This is a genomic window from Mitsuaria sp. GD03876, assembly GCF_029840635.1.
In the GTDB taxonomy this organism is placed as follows: domain Bacteria; phylum Pseudomonadota; class Gammaproteobacteria; order Burkholderiales; family Burkholderiaceae_C; genus Roseateles.
In genome coordinates, this window is the sequence record NZ_JAOCCU010000014.1 from 63,145 (window position 1) to 79,774 (window position 16,630).

A 16,630-nucleotide genomic window follows, 5' to 3' on the forward strand; every position below is an offset into this window, starting at 1 on the left:
ACCGAAGTCGCCGTTCGGCACCGATTACTTGACGGCGCGGGTACCGACCACTTCGATTTCGACGCGGCGGTTCTTGGCGCGGCCTTCCGCGGTCTTGTTGTCGGCGATGGGCTGCTTCTTGCCCTTGCCTTCGGTGTAGACGCGGTTCTTTTCCAGACCCTTCGACACCAGATAGGCCTTCACGGCTTCAGCGCGGCGAACCGACAGCTTCTGGTTGTAGGCGTCCGTGCCGATGCTGTCGGTGTGGCCGACGGCGATGATCACTTCCAGGTTGATGCCACCCGTCTTCGAGATCAGGTCGTCCAGCTTCGCCTTCGCTTCGGGCTTCAGGACCGACTTGTCGAAGTCGAAGAAGGCGTCAGCGGCGTAAGTGACCTTCTCGCTCGACGGCGTCACCACCGGCGGGGCCACCGGCGTCGGAGCCACCGTCGGCGGCGCCACGGGGGGCGCCACTTGCGGTTGCGCCTGGGCGACCGGCTTCAGCGCGCCGTCGCAGTCCTTGGCGGCGGTGGCCGGGGTCCAGAATGCATCGCGCCAGCACAGCTCGTTGGTGCCGTTCTTCCAAACGGTGCCATCCGTTGCGCGCCAGTTGTCCACGGATTGGGCCATTGCACCCGAGGTGGCCACGGCGGCGACAGCGAAGAGCGCTGCCACGCGGTTCAGTTTCTTCATGATTCTCCTCTCAAGGAAAGCCGCAGTTGCCCTGCGAAACGTCCAATGTCGGAACTAAAACCTCAGGAGTTCCCTGACCAAGGGTTTCTCCTAGGGACGAACCGATTGTGCCATAGGGCAACAGGACGCCTCCATTGTCGCGGCAGCCACTGCAACTGTTCATGAACCTGTTGCGCAAGCACGACAAGCGGGCGCAATTAGAATCCTCGACTTCCGATCTCTCCAGAGGCCGCGCACGCGTGCGCGCGGCCCGATGCGCATGACCCAGTTCGCCAAGGAAACCCTGCCGATCAGCCTCGAAGAGGAGATGCGGCGCTCGTACTTGGATTACGCGATGAGCGTGATCGTCGGCCGCGCGCTGCCCGACGCGCGCGACGGCCTCAAGCCGGTGCATCGCCGCGTGCTGTTCGCGATGCACGAGCTGAACAACGACTGGAACCGCCCGTACAAGAAGTCCGCGCGTATCGTCGGCGACGTCATCGGTAAATACCACCCGCACGGCGACAGCGCCGTGTACGACACCATCGTCCGGATGGCGCAGGACTTCTCCATGCGCCACATGCTGGTCGACGGCCAGGGCAATTTCGGCTCGATCGACGGCGACAACGCCGCGGCGATGCGATACACCGAAATCCGCTTGTCGAAAATCTCCCACGAAATGCTGGCCGATATCGACAAGGAAACCGTCGACTTCGGGCCCAACTACGACGGCTCGCTGAAAGAACCGCTGGTTTTGCCGACGCGGCTGCCCAGTTTGCTGGTCAACGGCTCGGCCGGTATCGCGGTCGGCATGGCCACGAATATCCCGCCGCACAACCTCAACGAGGTGGTCGACGCCTGCATGCATGCGCTGAAGAGCCCGGACTGCACGATCGACGAGCTGCTGGAGATCATCCCGGCGCCGGACTTCCCCACCGCCGGCATCATCTACGGCCTGTCGGGCGTGCGCGAGGGCTATCGCACCGGCCGCGGCAAGGTCGTGATGCGGGCCAAGGTCCATTTCGAGGACATCGACCGCGGCGCGCGCCAGGCGATCATCGTCGACGAGATCCCGTACCAGGTGAACAAGAAGACGCTGCTGGAGCGGATCGCCGAGCTGGTGCAGGAAAAGAAGATCGAGGGCATCAGCCACATCCAGGACGAGTCGGACCGTTCCGGCATGCGCATCGTCATCGAGCTCAAGCGCGGCGAGGTGCCCGAGGTCGTCCTGAACAACCTCTACAAGCAGACGCAGCTGCAGGACAGCTTCGGCATGAACATGGTGGCGCTGATCGACGGTCAGCCCAAGCTGTGCAACCTGAAGGACCTGATCACGGTCTTCCTGGAGCACCGCCGCGAGGTCGTCACCCGCCGCACGATCTTCGAACTGCGCAAGGCCCGCGAGCGCGGCCACCTGCTCGAAGGCCTGGCCGTCGCGCTGGCCAACATCGACGACTTCATCGAGATCATCAAGCGCAGCCCGACGCCGCCGGTCGCCAAGGCCGAGCTGATGTCGCGCTCGTGGGACTCGTCGCTGGTGCGCGAGATGCTCGAGCGCGCCGAGGGCGAGGCCGCCGGCGGCCGCAACGCCTACCGTCCTGAAGGCCTGCCGGCCCAGTACGGCATGCAGGAGGACGGTCTGTACCGCCTCTCCGACGAGCAGGCCGGCGAGATCCTGCAGATGCGCCTGCAGCGCCTGACCGGCCTGGAGCAGGACAAGATCGTCGGCGAATACCGCGACGTGATGGCGCAGATCGCCGACCTGCTGGACATCCTGGCCAAGCCGGCCCGCGTGACGACGATCATCGGCGAGGAGCTGGTGTCGCTGAAGCAGGAGTTCGGCCAGACCAAGCTGGGCGCGCGCCGCAGCGTGATCGAGCACAACGCGCAGGAACTGGGCACCGAGGACCTGATCACCCCGACCGACATGGTGGTGACGCTCTCGCACACCGGCTACATCAAGAGCCAGGCGCTGAGCGAGTACCGCGCGCAGCGCCGCGGCGGCCGCGGCAAGCAGGCCACCGCGACCAAGGACGACGACTGGATCGACCAGCTCTTCATCGCCAACACGCACGACTGGATGCTGTGCTTCAGCAACCGCGGCCGCGTCTACTGGCTCAAGGTCTGGGAAGTGCCGCAGGGCTCGCGCAACGCGCGCGGCAAGCCCATCGTCAACATGTTCCCGCTGCAGCCGGAAGAGAAGATCAACGTCATCCTCCCGCTGACCGGCGAATTCCGCTCGTTCCCCGAGGACCACTTCATCTTCTTCGCCACCGCGCTGGGCACCGTCAAGAAGACCTCGCTGAAGGACTTCAGCAACCCGCGCAAGGCCGGCATCATCGCCGTCGACCTGGACGAGGGCGACTACCTGATCGGCGCCGCGCTGACCGACGGCCAGCATGACGTGATGCTGTTCTCCGACGGCGGCAAGGCGGTGCGCTTCGACGAGGACGACGTCCGCCCGATGGGCCGCCAGGCCCGCGGCGTGCGCGGCATGATGCTCGAGCCCGACCAGCGCCTGATCGCCATGCTGGTGGCCGAGGACGAGACGCAGAGCGTGCTGACCGCCACCGAGAACGGGTACGGCAAGCGCACCGGCATCGCCGAGTACACGCGCCACGGCCGCGGCACGAAGGGCATGATCGCCATCCAGCAGAGCGAGCGCAACGGCAAGGTCGTCGCCGCCACGCTGGTCCGTCCGGAGGACGAGATCATGCTGATCACCGACACCGGCGTGCTGGTGCGCACGCGGGTTGCCGAGATCCGCGAACTGGGCCGCGCCACGCAGGGCGTCACGCTGATCTCGCTGGACGAGGGCGCGAAGCTGTCCGGCCTGCAGCGCATCGTGGAAAACGATGCGAACGAATCGACCGAGGCGGACGCCGCCGGTCCCGATGCCGGCGACGCCACGGGCGACGCGGGCGACTCCACCCCCGACGTGAAGGAATGACCTTGTTGCTGAAGTCCATCCAAGCCGGCGCCATCGCCGCAACGCTGCTGGCGAGCCCTGTCGCTTTCGCGCAGAAGGCCGACAGCCCGCAGTCCAAGAAGGACCTGATCGCGAAGATCCTCAAGATCCAGCAGCCCGCGATCGAGGCGCTGACGATGGGCGTGCTGAGCCGTCCGGTCAACGAACTGGCGCAGAAGGCGATGCCCGCGCTGCGCAACCTGCCCGAGGCCAAGCGCGAGCCGGTGGCCAAGCAGATCGACGCCGACCTGCGCAAGTTCATGGAAGACAACGCCAAGCCGCTGGTCGACAAGGGCCTGAAGCTGGCGCCGTCGACGATGGGCGTGGCGCTGGACGAGAAGTTCACCGAGGACGAGCTCAAGCAGCTGCTGGCCTGGCTGGAATCGCCGGTGAGCAAGAAGTTCGCCGAGTCCTCGCAGGAACTGCAGACGCTCTACACGAAGAAGCTGATCGACGACAACGGCAAGCAGCTGGACGAGAAGTTCACCGCGCTGCAGCAGAACGTCGCCAAGCAGCTGGGCGTCGAGGCCGCTCCGGCCACGCCGGCGTCGGGCGCCAAGCCCGCGGCCAAGCCCGCGCCGAAGAAGTAAGCCGCCGAACGCGGTCCGGCGGCGGTCCAGCGCCGCCGCGCCGCCCGGGAGGCCGCCCGGCCTTCCGCGGTTCCCGTCGCTCCCCGCCCAGATCGCCCCGCCCATGCACGCCGCTCGCCCCTTCAACTTCTCCGCCGGTCCCGCCGCCCTCCCCCAGGAGGTCCTGAGCCAGGTGGCCGAGGAGATGCTGGACTGGCACGGCTCGGGGATGAGCGTCATGGAGATGAGCCACCGCGGCCGCGAGTTCATCTCGATCTACGAAGCCGCCGAGGCCGACCTGCGCGAGCTGCTGCAGGTGCCGGCGAACTTCCGCATCCTGTTCATGCAGGGCGGCGGGCTCGGCGAGAACGCGATCCTGCCGCTGAACCTGTCGCGCGGCGGCGCGGTCGACGTCGTGGTCACCGGCTCGTGGTCGAAGAAAAGCGCCGGCGAGGCCCGGCGCTACGCCGACGTGCGCATCGCCGCGGACGGCGGGGCGCTCGAGGGCGCCGGCGGCCGTTTCCTCGACATCCCCGATCCCGCGTCCTGGCAACTGCGCCGCGACGCCGCCTATGTCCACGTCTGCACCAACGAGACGATCGACGGCGTCGAGTTCCAGTCCCTGCCCGACCTGAAGGCGCTGGGCTGCGACGCGCCGCTGGCGATCGACTTCTCGTCGCACGTGGTGTCGCGGCCGGTGGACTGGTCGCGCGTCGGCGTGGCCTTCGCCGGCGCGCAGAAGAACATCGGCCCGGCCGGCCTGACGCTGGTCGTCGTCCGCGAGGACCTGCTGGGCCACGCCCTGCCGATCTGCCCGTCCGCCTTCGACTACAAGACGGTGGCCGAGGCCCAGTCGATGTACAACACGCCGCCGACCTTCGGCATCTACGTCGCCGGCCTGGTGTTCCAGTGGCTCAAGCGCTTCGCCTACGGCGGCGCGACCGGCCTGGCGGCGATCGAGCGCCGCAACATCGACAAGGCCGCGCTGCTGTATGCCGCGCTGGACGGCTCCTCCCTGTATGAGAACCGCGTGGCGGCGCATTGCCGCTCGCGGATGAACGTCCCGTTCTTCCTCCGCGACGAGCGTCTGAACGACGCCTTCCTGGCTGGCGCCAGGGAGCGGGGGCTGCTGCAACTCAAAGGCCACAAGTCGGTGGGCGGCATGCGGGCATCGATCTACAACGCGATGCCGCTGGAGGGCGTCCAAGCCCTGGTGAGCTACCTGAAGGACTTCGAGACCCGACATGGCTGACACGCCGAAACCCGCCGATGCCGACGCCGCGATGCCGCCCGCGCCGGTGGCCGATCCCGAGCTGCTCGCGCTGCGCGACCAGATCGACGCCCTCGACAGCCAGCTGCTGTCGCTGCTGAACCAGCGCGCCCACGTCGCCGAGCAGGTCGGCGAGATCAAGCGCCGCGACGGCACGCCCTTCTTCCGCCCCGACCGCGTGGCGCAGGTCATCGCCAAGATCAAGGCGACGAACCCCGGGCCGCTCAAGGGCGAGCACGTCGCCGCGATCTGGCGCGAGATCATGTCCGCCTGCCTGGCGCTGGAGTCGCCGCAGCGCGTGGCCGTGCTGGGCCCCTTCGGCACCTTCTGCGAGCAGGCCGCGATCGAGTACTTCGGCGGCGCCGCCGACCTCATCTACTGCAACAGCTTCGACGAGGTCTTCCACGCGACCGCCTCGGGCAGCGCGCAGTACGGCGTCGTCGGCGTGGAGAACATGACCGAGGGCGTGGTGACGCGCTCGCTCGACCTGTTCCTGCACACGCCCACGCATGTCGTCGGCGAGGTCAGCCTGCTGATCCGCCACAACCTGCTGCGCAAGGAGAACTCGCTGGAGGGCATCGAGGCGGTGCTGGCGCATCCGCAGGCGCTGGCGCAGTGCCAGAACTGGCTCTCCAAGCACCTGCCCAACGCCGAGCGGCGCGCCGTCTCCAGCAATGCCGAGGGCGCCCGCCTGGCCGCCGAGAACCCGGCCCATGCCGCGATCGCCAGCGAGCGCGCGGCCACGCTGTTCGGCCTGCACATCACCGCGCATGCGGTGCAGGACGAGGCCTACAACCGGACCCGTTTCGCCGTGATCTGCCTGCCGCAGACCATGGCCACCCCCCCGGCCACGGGGCGCGACTGCACCAGCCTCATCGTCTCCGTGGCCAACCGCCCGGGCGCGATGCATGATCTGCTGGTCCCGTTGAAGAAACACGGCGTGTCGATGACCCGCCTGGAATCGCGCCCGGCCCGCACCGGTCAGTGGGAGTACTACTTCTACATCGACCTGGACGGCCACCCGTCGCAGCCGCACGTCTCGGCGGCGCTGGCGGAGCTGCGGGAGCTGTGCGCGTTCTACAAGGTCATCGGCGCTTACCCGCTGAAGTCCTGACGCTGAAGTCTTGAGCGAAAGAGGTTCCTCGCGATGTACAACCAACTCGGCGTGATCGGTTGCGGCCTGATGGGCGGCTCGTTCGCGCTGGCCATGAAGAAAGCCGGCCTCGTGCGCCGGGTGGTGGGCTACAGCAAGAGCCCGTCCACGACCGACACCGCCCGCCGCATGGGCGTGATCGACATCGCCGCGGAGTCGGCGCTGCTGGCCGTGTCCGGCTCGGACATCGTGCTGGTGGCCGTGCCGGTGGCGGCCACCGAGTCCACGCTCAAGGCCATCCGCCACCTGGTGCGCAGCGACGTGCTGCTGATGGACGTGGGCTCGACCAAGAGCGACGTCGTCGATGCCGCGCGGCGCGCGCTGGGCAAGCAGTTGCCCAGCTTCGTGCCCGCCCACCCGATCGCCGGCAAGGAAAGCGCCGGCGTGCAGCACGCCGACGCGACGCTCTACCAGGGCCGCCAGGTCATCCTGACGCCGCTGGAGCAGACCAAGCCCGAGATGGTGCAGAAGGCCACCGACCTCTGGTCGGCGCTGGGCTGCCAGGTGCTCAAGATGGCGCCTCATCATCACGACGAGGCCTTCGCCGCCGTCAGTCACCTGCCGCACCTGCTGGCCTATGCCTATTTCAGCTCGGTGGCCCGGCAGCCGTCGGGACGCGATTTCCTGAGCCTGGCGGGCCCCGGCTTCCGCGATTTCACGAGGATCGCGGCGAGCGACCCGGCCGTCTGGCGCGACGTGCTGATGGCCAACAAGCAGGACCTGCTGACGCAGTCGCAGCGCTTCAGAGAGGTGCTCGACCAGATGGAGCAGGCCATCCGCGACGGCGACCCGCAGGCGCTGGAGGCCATGATCCGCCAGGCCTCCGAGGGCCGCGCGCAATGGCAGCTCGGCGCCCCGGCGCCGTCGTCCAAGTCCAAGTAACCCCCTCCCCCACGGCGCGCCGCGCGCGCCGGACCGTGCCATGTACAAGATCCCCTTCCTGGACCTGCCTCCGCTGCGCGGTGCCGCGGGCACGGTGTCCCTGCCCGGCTCCAAGAGCATCTCCAACCGCGTGCTGCTGCTGGCGGGCCTGTCCGAGGGCGTGACCCGGGTGCACGACCTGCTGGCCTCGGACGACACCAAGGTCATGCTGGCCGCGCTGCGCGAGCTGGGCTGCCAGCTGGAGCACGACGGCGAGGACGTCCTCGTGGTCACCGGCATCGGCGGCCGGCTGCGCGCGAAGGAGGCCAAGCTCTTCCTGGGCAACGCGGGCACGGCGATGCGCCCGTTGACCGCGGCGCTGGCGCTGCTGGCGGCGACGCAGGGCGGCGCGTTCGAGCTCTCCGGCGTGCCCCGCATGCACGAGCGCCCGATCGGCGACCTGGTCGACGCGCTGCGCGCGCTGGGCTGCCCGATCGACTGCCTCGGCCAGGAGGGCTATCCGCCGCTGCGGCTGAACGGCCCGGCCGCGCTGACGCTGGACGCGCCGGTGCGCGTGCGCGGCGACGTGTCCAGCCAGTTCCTGACCGCGCTGCTGCTGGCCCTGCCGCTGGTCGCCGACCAGGACCTCGTCATCGAGGTCACCGGCGAGCTGATCTCCAAGCCCTACGTCCACATCACGCTGGAACTGCTGGCGCGCTTCGGCGTCCAGGTCCGGCGCGACGACGACTGGCAGCGCTTCGTGATCCCCGCCGGCAGCCGCTACCGCTCGCCCGGCGAGGTGCACGTCGAGGGCGACGCGTCCTCGGCCTCGTACTTCGTGGCGCTCGGCGCGATCGCCGCGACCGACGCGCCGGTGCGCATCGAGGGCGTCGGCTCGACCTCCGTCCAGGGCGACGTCCGCTTCGTCGAGGCGGCGCAGGCGATGGGCGCCCGGGTCGACGTCGGCCCGAACTGGCTGGAGGTCCGCCGCGGCGCCTGGCCGCTGAAGGCGCTGGACCTGGACTGCAACCACATCCCCGACGCCGCGATGACGCTGGCCGTGATGGCGCTGTATGCCGACGGCCCGACGACGCTGCGCAACATCGCCTCGTGGCGGGTCAAGGAAACCGACCGCATCGCCGCGATGGCGACCGAGCTGCGCAAGCTCGGCGCGCAGGTCGAGGAAGGCCCGGACTGGCTGCGCGTGCATCCGCTCAAGGCCTGGAAGCCGGCGGCCATCCACACCTACGACGACCACCGCGTCGCGATGTGTTTCTCGCTGGCGGCCTTCAACGGCCTGCAGGACGACCGCCAGGGCGAGGCGGTGCCGGTGCGCATCCTCGATCCGCAATGCGTCGCCAAGACCTTCCCGGACTACTTCGAGACGCTGTTTGGCGTCGTGCGCGCCGCGGCCGAGGACATCCCCGTGATCACCATCGACGGCCCGACCGCCTCCGGCAAGGGCACGCTGACCGACGAGGTGGCCCAGGCGCTGGGCTACGACGTGCTGGACTCCGGCGCGCTGTACCGCGTGACCGGGCTGGCCGCCTCGCGCCGGGGCATCGACCTGGGCGACGGCGAGGCGGTGGCAGCGCTGGTGCCGACGCTGGACCTGAAGTTCGAATCGGGCCGGGTGCTGCTCGACGACGAGGACGTCTCCGCCGAGCTGCGCCACGAAGCGACCGGGCTGATGGCCTCGCAGGTTGGCGCCCACGCGGCGGTGCGCCACGCGCTGCATCAGCTGCAGCTGGACTTCCGCCGCCTGCCCGGCCTGGTGGCCGACGGCCGGGACATGGGCACGGCGATCTTTCCCGCCGCGCCGCTGAAGGTCTTCCTGACCGCGAGCGCCGCGACGCGGGCGGAACGCCGCTACAAGCAATTGATTTCCAAGGGCATTTCGGCTAATATCGAAAGCTTGCGCGCTGATCTTGAAGCGCGGGACGCACGCGACAAAGGCCGCAGCGCGTCCCCGCTGCAGGCCGCCGCGGACGCGATCGAGCTGGACAACTCGCAGCAGACCATCGGGGAATCCCGTGACCTGGTGTTGAGCTGGTGGCAGGAGCGCCGTCCGTTCCGGGCCTGAAGGCCAGGACGCAACCAGGAGCGTCACCCCTCCCTCCGGACGCCAGTCCACTGGGGGTGACGTGTTCTACAACCTAACCCGCAAGTCCGCTTGCAACACAAGCCCGCGCACCTCTCGGATCAGGCCGCTTGACGCATCAAGCGCCGGACGCTCTGTGCCTGGCAAGGAAATCTCACATGTCCCAAATGGAATCTTTCGCCGCCCTGTTCGAGGAATCGCTGCAGAAGTCGAACATGCGCGCCGGCGAGGTCATCTCGGCTGAAGTCGTCCGCATCGAGCACAACTTCGTGGTCGTCAATGCCGGCCTGAAGTCCGAAGCCTACGTGCCGGTCGACGAGTTCAAGAACGACCAGGGCGAAGTCGAAGTCCAAGTCGGTGATTTCATCTCGGTGGCGATCGATGCCATCGAAAACGGCTACGGCGACACCATCCTGTCGCGCGACAAGGCCAAGCGCCTGGCCTCGTGGCTGTCGCTGGAAACCGCCCTGGAATCGGGCGATTTCGTGACCGGCACCGTCTCCGGCAAGGTCAAGGGCGGCCTGACCGTCCTGGTCAACGGCATCCGCGCCTTCCTGCCCGGTTCGCTGCTCGACACCCGCCCGGTGAAGGACATGAGCCCGTTCGAGGGCAAGACCATGGAGTTCAAGGTCATCAAGCTGGACCGCAAGCGCAACAACGTTGTGCTGTCGCGTCGCGCGGTGGTCGAGGCTTCGATGGGTGAAGAGCGCGCCAAGCTGCTGGAGACGCTGACCGAAGGCGCCATCGTCAACGGCGTGGTCAAGAACATCACCGAATACGGTGCGTTCGTGGACCTGGGCGGCATCGACGGCCTGCTGCACATCACCGACATGGCCTGGCGCCGTGTCCGTCACCCGAGCGAAGTGGTGACGGTCGGTCAAGAGCTGACCGCCAAGGTCCTGAAGTTCGACGCCGAGAAGAACCGTGTCTCGCTGGGCCTGAAGCAGCTGGGCGACGATCCGTGGTTCGGCGTGTCGCGCCGCTACCCGGCCAACACCCGCCTGTTCGGCAAGGTCACCAACATCGCCGACTACGGCGCGTTCGTCGAGATCGAGCCGGGCATCGAAGGCCTGGTGCACGTCTCCGAAATGGACTGGACCAACAAGAACGTGGCGCCCTCGAAGGTCGTCTCGCTGGGCGACGAAGTGGAAGTCATGGTCCTGGAGATCGACGAAGACAAGCGTCGCATCTCGCTGGGCATGAAGCAGTGCCGCGCCAACCCGTGGGAAGAGTTCGCCGAGAACGTCAAGCGTGGCGACCGCGTCAAGGGCCCGATCAAGTCGATCACCGACTTCGGCGTGTTCGTGGGCCTGGCCCAGGGCATCGACGGCCTGGTGCACCTGTCCGACCTGTCGTGGAACGAGCCGGGTGAAACCGCCGTCCGCAACTACAAGAAGGGCCAGGAAGTCGACGCGATCGTGCTGGCCGTGGACGTCGAGCGCGAGCGCATCTCGCTGGGCATCAAGCAGCTGGACGGCGACCCGTTCACCACCTACGTCTCGGTCAACGACCGTGGCATGTCGGTGACCGGCAAGGTCAAGACCGTCGACCCGCGCGGCGCCGAGATCGAGCTGGCCGACGACGTCACCGGCTACCTGCGCGCTTCGGAAATCTCGCGCGACCGCGTGGAAGACGCCCGCAACGTGCTGAAGGAAGGCGACGAGGTCACGGCCGTGATCATCAACGTCGACCGCAAGTCGCGTGGCATCCAGCTGTCGATCAAGGCCAAGGACAACGCCGACGAGCAGCAAGCCATGCAGCGCCTGTCGCAGTCCAACGAGCGCGAGAACGCCGGCACGACCAGCCTGGGCGCCCTGCTGCGCGCCAAGCTGGACAACCAGAACAACGGCTGATCCTGATGTCCGGGCGCTGCGCGCAGCGCCCGGCCTCAAGACAATCCCTTGTTCTGGTCGGCGGCGGGCTGGGTTAGCCTGCCTGCCGCAGATCCGCTCAACGACGCGACACGCGTTTCGACAGGCTCGCTCCGCAGCGAGCCTGTTTTTCTTCAGATGCCGACGACCATGACCCGATCCGACCTGGTGGCCCACTTGTCCGAGCGCTTCGGCCAGCTCACGCAGCGAGACACCGAGTTCGCGGTCAAGACCATCCTGGACGCGATGTCCGACGCGCTGGCCCGGGGCCACCGCATCGAGATCCGCGGTTTCGGGAGCTTCTCGATCAACCGCCGCCCGCCGCGCATGGGCCGCAACCCGCGCAGCGGCGAGCAGGTGCTGATCCCCGAGAAGCTGGTGCCGCACTTCAAGCCGGGCAAGGCCCTGCGCGAGGCGGTGGACGCCCAGTTGCCGGTCCTGGAGGACGACGACCAGCAGGCCGCGTGAGGCCCGCCTCGCCCCTGCCGACGAGCGCCGCGATCCGCGGCGCTTTTTTTTCGTCCGCGCGGTCCGGAGCATCCGGAAGGATCCTCCCTGCCGAACGTCACGGCTTGGGCGAACCGTACCCCGCACGCGCCTAGAATCGCCCCCCATGCGAATCCTGGTCTGGCTCTTCCGAGCATTCCTGTTCTTCTGCCTGTTCGCCTTCGCGCTGAACAACAGCCAGGAGGTCGTCGTGCACTGGTTCTTCGGCCAGGCCTGGCGTTCTCCGCTGGTGATCGTGGTGCTGCTGACCTTCGGGCTCGGCTGCGCCTTCGGCGTGCTGGCGATGGTTCCGGCCTGGTGGCGCCACAAACGTGCCGCCGCGCGCTCGCTCCCTCCGGCGGACGACGTCCCGCCGACGGCCGCGGCGTCTTCCGCCACCGACCCCAAGATCCCCGATGGAATTTGATCTCAGCTGGCTGCTGATCGGCATCCCCCTGGTCTTCGGCCTGGGCTGGCTCGCCTCGAAGCTGGACTCGCGCCAGTGGAAGCGCGAGCAGCGCGACGCGCCGCGCGCCTACTTCAAGGGCCTCAACCTGCTGCTCAACGAACAGCAGGACAAGGCGATCGACGCCTTCATCGAGGCGGTGCAGGCCGACCCCGACACCTCGGAGCTGCACTTCGCGCTGGGCAACCTGTTCCGCCGCCGCGGCGAGTATGAACGCGCAGTGCGGGTGCACCAGCACCTGCTCTCGCGCGGCGACCTGCCCAAGTCCGAGCGCGACCGCGCCCAGTACGCGCTGGCGCAGGACTTCTTCAAGGCCGGGCTGTTCGACCGCGCCGAAACCGCCTACGAGGCGCTCAAGGGCACGGCCTTCGACCACGACGCGGCGCTGGCGCTGCTGTCGCTGTACGAGCGCTCGCGCGAGTGGGCCAAGGCGGCGGAGGTGTCCGAGCAGCTCGAGGCCGCCGGCACCGGCAGCTTCGCGGGCCGCATCGCCAACTACTGGTGCGAGCTGGCGCTGGAGGCGCAGGCCCACCAGGACGAGGCGCAGGCGCGCCGCTGGCTGGACCAGGCGCGCGAGCGCGCGCCGCAGTCGGCCCGGGCCTACGTGCTGCTGGGCCAGATGCTGGCGCGCCAGGGCGACCAGTCCGGCGCGATGGCGATCTACGGCGAGCTGCTGAAGGCCAATCCGGACGCGTTCAACCTGGTCGCGCGCGACTATGCCCAGGCCGCGCAGGCCACCGGCACCGTCGCGCAGGCGCAGGCGCTGATCGAGGCCCAGTACCGCCGCCATCCGAGCATGGCGCTGCTGCAGGCGATCGCGCTGCTGGAGCCCGCGCCCGAGTCGCAGCGCCGCCGGCTGGCCGAGCACCTGCGCGTCGAGCCGGCGCTGTCGGCCGCGACGCAGCTGCTGCAGCAGAGCCAGGCGCGCCAGCAGCCGCTCAACGAGGACGAGGCGCAACTGGTCGGCACCGCGCTGCAGCGCGCCGTGCGGCCGTTGCAGCGCTACCGCTGCGCCGCCTGCGGCTTCGAGTCCCAGCACTATTTCTGGCAATGCCCGGGCTGCCTCAGCTGGGACAGCTATCCCCCGCGTCACGTCGAAGAGCTCTGATCCCGTCCCGATGAATACCCCGATGAGCCCCGCCCCGACGGCCGCGAGCGACCGCGTGATCCTCTGCATGAAGTGGGGGACCAAGTACGGCCCCGAGTACGTCAACCGCCTCTACGCGATGGTGCGCCGGCACCTGCGCGGCGACTTCCGCTTCGTCTGCCTGACCGATCGCGGCGACGGCGTGCGGCCGGAGGTCGAATGCCTGCCGATCCCGCCGCTGGACCTGCCGCCCGGCAGCCCCGAGCGCGGCTGGACCAAGCTGACCACCTTCAGCGACGACCTGGTCGACAAGTACGGCCTGCGCGGCACCGCCCTCTTCCTGGACCTGGACGTGGTGATCGTCGACGACATCACGCCCTTCTTCGAGGTGCCCGGCGAGTTCCTCATCATTCACGACTGGAAGCGCCCGTGGCGCATCACCGGCAACTCGTCGGTCTACCGCTTCACGCTGGGCGCGCATCCGGAGGTGCTGGCCAAGTTCCGGCGCGAGTTCGACGCGATCCGCCGGCAGTTCCGCAACGAGCAGGCCTACCTCTCCGACGAGATGCACAAGAAGGGCCTGCTGACCTACTGGGACGCGCGCTGGTGCGCGAGCTTCAAGTACCACAGCATCCCGCGCTGGCCGCTGAACTACTTCCAGGCGCCCTTCATCCCCGACGGCGCCCGCATCCTGATCTTCCACGGCGTCATGAACCCGCCCGACGCGCTGGCCGGCCGCAGCAACGGCAACTGGCGCCGTCCCAAGCCGGCGCCCTGGATCGCCGACCATTGGCACGAGTGAGGGCCCCGCGATGAACGCCCCCATCGAGACATCCGGCCGCGGCCCCTGGCTGTCGGTGCTGATCCCGGTCCACAACGTCAAGGACTACCTGCGCGAATGCCTCGCGTCGGTGCTCGCGCAAGCGGATGCCGGCGTCGAGGTGCTGATGGTCGACGACTGCTCCACCGACGGCTCCGACGCGCTGGTGCGCGCGCTGGTGGCGGAGCACGCGCAGGGCCCGGTGCGGGTGCACGGCCTGTTCCATGCGCAGAACCTGGGCCTGTCCGGCGCCCGCAACACGATGCTGCAGGCCGCGCGCGGCGACTACGTCTGGTTCCTCGACTCCGACGACTACCTCATGCCCGGCGCGATCCCGCGCCTGCGCGAGATCGTCCAGGCGCACGCGCCCGCGCTGGTGCTGTGCGACTTCTTCATGCTGCGCGAGCGGATGAAGCTCAAGCACCGGCTGCGCGGCGAGCTGCACCGCCGCACCTTCACCGGCCCGGCGCGCCAGCTGCTGCGCGACCCGTCGTTGCTGATGCGCGGACTGTTCGAAGGCGGCCAGATGCACAGCTGGTCCAAGATCGCGCGGCGCAGCGTCTGGGGCGAGCAACTGCGCTTCCCGGTCGGCCGCTACTTCGAGGACATGGCCACGACGCCCTTCCTCGCGTTGCTGGCCGACAGCGCCTGGTACGAGCCGGCGGTGTGGGTCGCCTACCGGCAGCGCGCGGGCTCCATCCTGGCCACGCCCAACCTGACCAAGGCCGAGCACCTGGCCCATGCGCTGGCCAACCTGCGCGAGGCCGCGGCGGGCACGGCGCTCGAGGAGGACACGCTGTTCGCCTGGGCCCATTTCGCGGCGCGCAACTTCATCGGGGCGTCCCGCATGGCCGACAAGGCCTTGCCCGACGGCTGCGCCGACGCGGTCGCGATGTTCCGCGACGCGTTCGAGGAAGCGTCCCCGATCCCGCTGAACGAGCTGGACCGCGCCTACAAGCGCCGCGGCTGGTGGGTCCGCGCGATGCGGCTGCGCCACTGGCTGCGACGCGCCGAAGGCCGGACCACGGCGGCGGCGACCTGACGCCCCGCCCCTCGAACGAACGCCGGCTCACGCCGGCGTTTTCATGTCGGAACCGCGCCTTCGGAACGATCGGCGCCGATGGAACCGACGGCGCTCAGAGCGCCAGCAGCATGGCCTCGTAGCGCCGCATCATGAGGTCGACGCCGTGCTCCTCGATCGCCCGCGCGCGCGCCGCGGCACCCAGCCGCGCGGCCAGCGCCGGATCGCGCAGCAGGCGTTCCAGCGCGCCGGCCAGCGCCTCGGGATCGGCCTCCGGCACCAGCAAGCCGGTGCGTCCGTCCTCCAGCACGCCCTCCACGCCAGGCACCAGCGACGCGACGCAGGCGCAGCCGGCAGCCATCGCCTCCAGCAGCGCCAGCGGCATGCCTTCCCAATGCGTGGACAGCACGAAGATCCGCTGGCTCATCAGCAGGCCGGGGATGTCGCCGTGATGGCCGAGGAAGCGCACCTGGTCGTCCAGGCCCAGTTGACGGGTCAGCCGCTCGGTGGCCCGGCGATAGGCCTCCTTGCCGCCGCCCGCGAGGTACAGCGGTGGCCGCAGGCCGCGCTCGCGCAGCAGCGCCAGCGCCCGCACCAGCGTGCGCGGATCCTTCTGCCGCGCGAAGCGGGCCGACATCACGATGCCGGCTTCGCGCGTGTCGGCCGGGTGCTGGTCCGCGGCCGCGAATCGATCCAGACGGATGCCGTTGGGAATCGCCAGCGTCTTGTCCTCGGGCATGCCCAGGTCCACCAGCCGCCGCCGCACGCCCTCGGACACGCCGACCAGCCGCGCGCTCGACGCGCTGAGCCGGCGCGCCTGCGCGCGCTTGCAGCGGGTGTAGCGCTCGCGGGAGTTGTGCTCGACCTGCACCAGCGCCGGCACCCCGGCCAGGCGTCCGGCGCGACGGCCGAGCAGGTGCTCGGGGAAGCCATGGGCCATCACGACGTCGGGGCGCAACTGCTCGCACAGCCGGCGCAGCGACCAGATCGTGGCCAGGTGCGCCCAGCCCGGCACGACATGCACCGGCAGCCCCTGCTCGCGCAGCGCCGCGATGCGGGCGAGCTTGGTCGGGTTCTCGGTCCGCATCTTGCGGCGCAGCACCAGGATGGGCTCGATGGTCTCGCTGCGGAGCTGGGCCAGGCAGAGGTCGACGGCCACCTGCGTGGCCCCCGAGAAGCCGCCGGTGACGAAGTGCAGCACCCGTCGGCGAGGGGCCTGTTGACTCGGGGCGCTGGGGGGAGACAGGGACATCGGGGCAGTGTATGCGGGGCACGTTCGGTTACCGGCGAGGAACGGGCCGGGCAC

Annotated in this window: 14 protein-coding genes; 12 read left to right on the forward strand and 2 right to left on the reverse strand. The window is 69.1% G+C overall.

All coding sequences use genetic code 11. From position 1 onward, the window contains the following. Positions 1–24 precede the first annotated feature (24 nt). Positions 25–672: an outer membrane protein OmpA gene (gene ompA, locus N5D62_RS11020; protein WP_279757785.1), complete on the reverse strand. Its 648-nt coding sequence runs from the start codon at positions 670–672 to the stop codon at positions 25–27. Between the two features lie 259 nt (positions 673–931). Between ompA and gyrA the strand changes: the two genes are divergently transcribed. The 12 genes from gyrA to N5D62_RS11080 all read left to right on the forward strand — a co-directional run bounded on the left by gyrA (position 932) and on the right by N5D62_RS11080 (position 15,345). Beyond that, complete coding sequence (gene gyrA / locus N5D62_RS11025) at positions 932–3,601, forward strand: DNA gyrase subunit A (RefSeq protein ID WP_279757786.1); 2,670 nt, start codon at positions 932–934, stop codon at positions 3,599–3,601. 5 nt (positions 3,602–3,606) lie between these two features. Next, positions 3,607–4,209 (forward strand): DUF2059 domain-containing protein, encoded by a 603-nt coding sequence (locus N5D62_RS11030; protein WP_279757788.1) that lies wholly within the window; start codon positions 3,607–3,609, stop codon positions 4,207–4,209. Positions 4,210–4,312: 103 nt separating this feature from the next. Continuing rightward, entirely contained in the window at positions 4,313–5,440 is a 1,128-nt protein-coding gene (gene serC, locus N5D62_RS11035; protein ID WP_279757790.1) for a 3-phosphoserine/phosphohydroxythreonine transaminase, read from the forward strand. Positions 5,441–5,471: 31 nt separating this feature from the next. After that, positions 5,472–6,572, forward strand: a complete 1,101-nt coding sequence (gene pheA / locus N5D62_RS11040) for a prephenate dehydratase (RefSeq protein WP_279757882.1) — start codon at positions 5,472–5,474, stop codon at positions 6,570–6,572. A 33-nt stretch (positions 6,573–6,605) separates the two neighbouring features. Next, the gene (locus N5D62_RS11045) at positions 6,606–7,493 is read left to right on the forward strand and encodes a prephenate dehydrogenase/arogenate dehydrogenase family protein (RefSeq protein WP_279757792.1); all 888 of its coding nucleotides are present in this window, start codon (positions 6,606–6,608) and stop codon (positions 7,491–7,493) included. 40 nt (positions 7,494–7,533) lie between these two features. Further along, positions 7,534–9,555, forward strand: a complete 2,022-nt coding sequence (locus N5D62_RS11050; protein ID WP_279757794.1) for a bifunctional 3-phosphoshikimate 1-carboxyvinyltransferase/cytidylate kinase — start codon at positions 7,534–7,536, stop codon at positions 9,553–9,555. 185 nt (positions 9,556–9,740) lie between these two features. Then, the gene (rpsA, locus tag N5D62_RS11055) at positions 9,741–11,426 is read left to right on the forward strand and encodes a 30S ribosomal protein S1 (protein ID WP_279757883.1); all 1,686 of its coding nucleotides are present in this window, start codon (positions 9,741–9,743) and stop codon (positions 11,424–11,426) included. A gap of 168 nt (positions 11,427–11,594) precedes the next feature. Further along, a complete protein-coding gene (locus N5D62_RS11060; RefSeq protein ID WP_279757796.1) occupies positions 11,595–11,912 on the forward strand; it encodes an integration host factor subunit beta in 318 nt (105 codons plus the stop codon). 145 nt (positions 11,913–12,057) lie between these two features. Beyond that, positions 12,058–12,357, forward strand: a complete 300-nt coding sequence (locus N5D62_RS11065) for a LapA family protein (protein ID WP_279757798.1) — start codon at positions 12,058–12,060, stop codon at positions 12,355–12,357. Beyond that, the gene (gene lapB / locus N5D62_RS11070) at positions 12,347–13,504 is read left to right on the forward strand and encodes a lipopolysaccharide assembly protein LapB (RefSeq protein WP_279757800.1); all 1,158 of its coding nucleotides are present in this window, start codon (positions 12,347–12,349) and stop codon (positions 13,502–13,504) included. Before N5D62_RS11065 ends, lapB begins: the two co-directional genes overlap by 11 nt. Positions 13,505–13,526: 22 nt before the next feature. Beyond that, positions 13,527–14,285 (forward strand): glycosyltransferase, encoded by a 759-nt coding sequence (locus N5D62_RS11075; protein ID WP_279757803.1) that lies wholly within the window; start codon positions 13,527–13,529, stop codon positions 14,283–14,285. A 10-nt stretch (positions 14,286–14,295) separates the two neighbouring features. Next, a complete protein-coding gene (locus N5D62_RS11080) occupies positions 14,296–15,345 on the forward strand; it encodes a glycosyltransferase family 2 protein (RefSeq protein ID WP_279757804.1) in 1,050 nt (349 codons plus the stop codon). Between the two features lie 94 nt (positions 15,346–15,439). Here N5D62_RS11080 and N5D62_RS11085 read toward each other — a convergent pair whose 3' ends face one another. Continuing rightward, positions 15,440–16,576, reverse strand: a complete 1,137-nt coding sequence (locus N5D62_RS11085) for a glycosyltransferase (protein ID WP_279757805.1) — start codon at positions 16,574–16,576, stop codon at positions 15,440–15,442. Positions 16,577–16,630 lie beyond the last annotated feature (54 nt).

Excerpts from the sequence above, each read along its gene's own strand:
- ompA (WP_279757785.1), bottom strand. The coding sequence starts at position 672 with ATGAAGAAACTGAACCGCGTGGCAGCGCTCTTCGCTGTCGCCGCCGTG.
- gyrA (WP_279757786.1), top strand. The coding sequence starts at position 932 with ATGACCCAGTTCGCCAAGGAAACCCTGCCGATCAGCCTCGAAGAGGAG.
- serC (WP_279757790.1), top strand. The coding sequence starts at position 4,313 with ATGCACGCCGCTCGCCCCTTCAACTTCTCCGCCGGTCCCGCCGCCCTC.
- pheA (WP_279757882.1), top strand. The coding sequence starts at position 5,472 with ATGCCGCCCGCGCCGGTGGCCGATCCCGAGCTGCTCGCGCTGCGCGAC.
- N5D62_RS11045 (WP_279757792.1), top strand. The coding sequence starts at position 6,606 with ATGTACAACCAACTCGGCGTGATCGGTTGCGGCCTGATGGGCGGCTCG.
- N5D62_RS11050 (WP_279757794.1), top strand. The coding sequence starts at position 7,534 with ATGTACAAGATCCCCTTCCTGGACCTGCCTCCGCTGCGCGGTGCCGCG.
- rpsA (WP_279757883.1), top strand. The coding sequence starts at position 9,741 with ATGGAATCTTTCGCCGCCCTGTTCGAGGAATCGCTGCAGAAGTCGAAC.
- N5D62_RS11060 (WP_279757796.1), top strand. The coding sequence starts at position 11,595 with ATGACCCGATCCGACCTGGTGGCCCACTTGTCCGAGCGCTTCGGCCAG.
- N5D62_RS11065 (WP_279757798.1), top strand. The coding sequence starts at position 12,058 with ATGCGAATCCTGGTCTGGCTCTTCCGAGCATTCCTGTTCTTCTGCCTG.
- lapB (WP_279757800.1), top strand. The coding sequence starts at position 12,347 with ATGGAATTTGATCTCAGCTGGCTGCTGATCGGCATCCCCCTGGTCTTC.
- N5D62_RS11075 (WP_279757803.1), top strand. The coding sequence starts at position 13,527 with ATGAGCCCCGCCCCGACGGCCGCGAGCGACCGCGTGATCCTCTGCATG.
- N5D62_RS11080 (WP_279757804.1), top strand. The coding sequence starts at position 14,296 with ATGAACGCCCCCATCGAGACATCCGGCCGCGGCCCCTGGCTGTCGGTG.
- N5D62_RS11085 (WP_279757805.1), bottom strand. The coding sequence starts at position 16,576 with ATGTCCCTGTCTCCCCCCAGCGCCCCGAGTCAACAGGCCCCTCGCCGA.